This window comes from Pseudomonas tehranensis (assembly GCF_014268615.1).
Lineage (GTDB): Bacteria > Pseudomonadota > Gammaproteobacteria > Pseudomonadales > Pseudomonadaceae > Aquipseudomonas > Aquipseudomonas tehranensis.
In genome coordinates, this window is record NZ_JABWQV010000390.1 from 1 (window position 1) to 3,048 (window position 3,048).

General features: G+C 59.9%; 3 protein-coding genes. All 3 read right to left on the reverse strand.

Going from position 1 to position 3,048, the window contains the following annotated elements; genetic code table 11:
* Positions 1–121 precede the first annotated feature (121 nt).
* Positions 122–1,078: a response regulator gene (locus HU811_RS26225; protein ID WP_186658972.1), complete on the reverse strand. Its 957-nt coding sequence runs from the start codon at positions 1,076–1,078 to the stop codon at positions 122–124.
* A gap of 168 nt (positions 1,079–1,246) precedes the next feature.
* Entirely contained in the window at positions 1,247–2,008 is a 762-nt protein-coding gene (phoU, locus tag HU811_RS26230) for a phosphate signaling complex protein PhoU (protein ID WP_092399464.1), read from the reverse strand.
* 112 nt (positions 2,009–2,120) lie between these two features.
* On the reverse strand, positions 2,121–2,954 hold the full coding sequence (pstB, locus tag HU811_RS26235; protein ID WP_092399466.1) for a phosphate ABC transporter ATP-binding protein PstB: 834 nt from the start codon (positions 2,952–2,954) through the stop codon (positions 2,121–2,123).
* Between the last annotated feature and the right edge of the window lie 94 nt (positions 2,955–3,048).

A 3,048-nucleotide genomic window follows, 5' to 3' on the forward strand; every position in this document is an offset into this window, starting at 1 on the left:
CCCCATCGCGAGCAGGCTCGCTCCCACATTCTGATCTGCGGTGGGCACACATTTCGTGGCGACCAAAGATCAATGTGGGAGCGAGCCTGCTCGCGATGACTGACTGAAGGGCGCCGCCGAATCAGGCGCCAGGTACGAAGTGCTTCTGCGCTGTACCGCGGGCGATCAGGCGGGAGATGTAGTCGAGTTTCTGTGGGTCTTTATCGACGAAGCGGAAGGTCAGTTGCAGCCATTCGCTGTCGGGGGTCTGCTCGTGAGCAACAATGGCGTGCAGGTAACCGTTGAGACGAGCGGTTTCGGCGTTGTCGCCCTGCTCCATGTCCAGCACGGCGCTTTCCAGCACCTGTGGCAGGGTGTCGGTGCGTTTGACCAGCAGCAGCGCTTCCTTGAGGCTCAGGGCCTTGATCACGCATTGCTGGGTGCCGCTGGAGAGGCGCAACTGGCCCTGACCACGATTGGCACCGGCCGGGGCGGCTGAAGGCGCCTTGACGGGCGGGCTGTTGAGCATGCCGCGGGCCGGAGCCGCAACTGCGGCAGGCGCGGCAGCTGCAACGACAGCAGGCTTGGCAAACGGATTGACCGCCGCAGCAGCCGCCGCAACCGGAGCCGCCTTGCCGCCGGTCAGCGCGCTGAGCGAATCATTGCCGAACGCCGAGTTCATTTTGGTCGGAGCGCTGTTCATCAGGGTGTCGAGCTTGCCCACCTTGTGCAGGGCCTGCTTGACCTTGGTCAGCAGTTGCTCGTTGGTGAACGGCTTGCTGACGTATCCGGAAACACCGGCCTGGATGGCCTGGACCACGTTTTCCTTGTCGCCGCGGCTGGTGACCATCACAAACGGCATGCCCCTGAGGTTATCCTGCTGGCGGCACCAGGTCAGCAGCTCCAGGCCCGACATTTCCGGCATTTCCCAATCGCACAGCACCAGGTCGAACGCCTCACGGGCCAGCAGGGATTGGGCTTTCTTACCGTTCACTGCATCTTCGATGCGGATGCCCGGGAAGTAGTTGCGCAGGCACTTCTTCACCAGGTCACGAATGAACGAAGCGTCGTCCACGACCAACACACTGACCTTACTCATCCAGATACACCTCTAAAAAATCCCGGCAAGCATACCGCTTTTACTGATGGCATATTGCCAAAAACCTTCAGTCACGCCGGGACTCTTCGTTCGCGGGGTGCTGCTTTCGATTAAAAAAGCCGCAAAAAAAAGCCCGACCAGAAGGCCGGGCGCTTTTCTTGGGCAATCTTACTTATCGTCAGTTTCGCCCGGAACATTAGCGGTTTCGGACGAGGTGCCCTCCACTTCGGCCTTCATACGTTTGAGCCCCAAGTGCCGCACGTCGGTGCCGCGCACGAGGTAGATCACAAGTTCCGAGATGTTGCGGGCATGATCGCCGATACGCTCCAGCGAACGCAGTACCCAAATAATGCTCAACACCCGGGAGATGGAGCGCGGGTCTTCCATCATGTAGGTCGCCAGCTCACGCAGCGCGGTCTTGTATTCGCGATCAATGACCTTGTCGTACTGGGCCACCGACAACGCCAGATCGGCGTCGAAACGGGCGAAGGCATCCAGTGCATCGCGAACCATGTTGCGCACCTGGTCGCCGATGTGGCGAACTTCGACGTAACCCCGCGGCGCCTCGCCTTCTTCGCACAACTGGATGGCGCGACGGGCGATCTTGGTGCTTTCGTCGCCGATTCGCTCCAGATCGATCACCGATTTGGAGATGCTGATGATCAAACGAAGGTCGGAAGCAGCGGGTTGACGACGGGCCAGGATGCGCAAGCACTCTTCGTCGATGTTGCGCTCCATCTGGTTGATCTGGTCGTCGATCTCGCGCACTTGCTGGGCCAGGCCGGAGTCGGCCTCGATCAGCGCGGTCACCGCATCGTTGACCTGCTTTTCCACCAGCCCGCCCATGGCCAGCAGGTGACTGCGCACCTCCTCCAACTCGGCGTTGAACTGGGCGGAAATGTGGTGAGTAAGGCCTTCCTTCGAAATCATGGTTTTGCTCCGCAAAAGCTGTGAGCTGCAAGCTTTAAGCTGCAAGCTGATGTATGTCGTTACCGGATCGCTTTTACTCGCCGCTTGCAGCTTAAAGCTTGCGGCTCTACGGCTAGCCGTAGCGACCGGTGATGTAGTCTTCGGTCTGCTTCTTGGCCGGGTTGGTAAACAGGGTGTCGGTGTCGCCGAATTCCACCAGTTTGCCCATGTACATGAAGGCGGTGTAGTCGGAAACCCGCGCTGCCTGTTGCATGTTGTGGGTCACGATGACGATGGTGAATTTGGATTTGAGCTCGTAGATCAGCTCTTCGACCTTCAGCGTCGAGATCGGGTCCAGGGCCGAGCAAGGTTCGTCGAGCAACAAGACTTCCGGCTCAACGGCGATGGTACGGGCAATCACCAGACGTTGCTGTTGACCACCGGACAGGCCCAGTGCCGATTCGTGCAGGCGATCCTTGACCTCGTCCCACAGCGCCGCGCCCTTGAGCGCCCACTCCACCGCTTCGTCGAGAATGCGCTTTTTGTTGATACCCTGGATGCGCAGGCCGTAGACCACGTTCTCGTAGATGGTTTTGGGGAACGGGTTAGGCTTCTGGAACACCATGCCCACACGACGACGCAGCTCGGCTACATCTTCGCCCTTGCGGTAGATGTTACTGCCGTAGAGGTTGATTTCGCCCTCGACGCGGCAGCCGTCCACCAGGTCGTTCATGCGGTTGAAGGTGCGCAGCAAGGTCGACTTGCCGCAGCCCGACGGACCGATGAACGCGGTAACGCGCTGCTTCGGGATGTTCAGGCTGACGTCATACAGCGCCTGCTTCTGGCCGTAGAACAGGTTCAGGCCGGGCACTTCGATGGCGACGGTTTCCTGAGCCAGGTCCAGGCTCTGCTTGTCGCGGCCCAGGGCCGACATGTTGATGCCGCGTGCTTGTGTCTCGGGTTGCATGGGAGGCTCCCTGTGCTAACAAATTCGGTTCGTTGGCCGCTGAGCGGCAATGCCATTCGGTGTACTTGTGGGAGCGGGCTTGCTCGCGAAAGCG

Coding starts and splice junctions, on each gene's coding strand:
- HU811_RS26225 (WP_186658972.1), bottom strand. CDS start 1,078: ATGAGTAAGGTCAGTGTGTTGGTCGTGGACGACGCTTCGTTCATTCGT.
- phoU (WP_092399464.1), bottom strand. CDS start 2,008: ATGATTTCGAAGGAAGGCCTTACTCACCACATTTCCGCCCAGTTCAAC.
- pstB (WP_092399466.1), bottom strand. CDS start 2,954: ATGCAACCCGAGACACAAGCACGCGGCATCAACATGTCGGCCCTGGGC.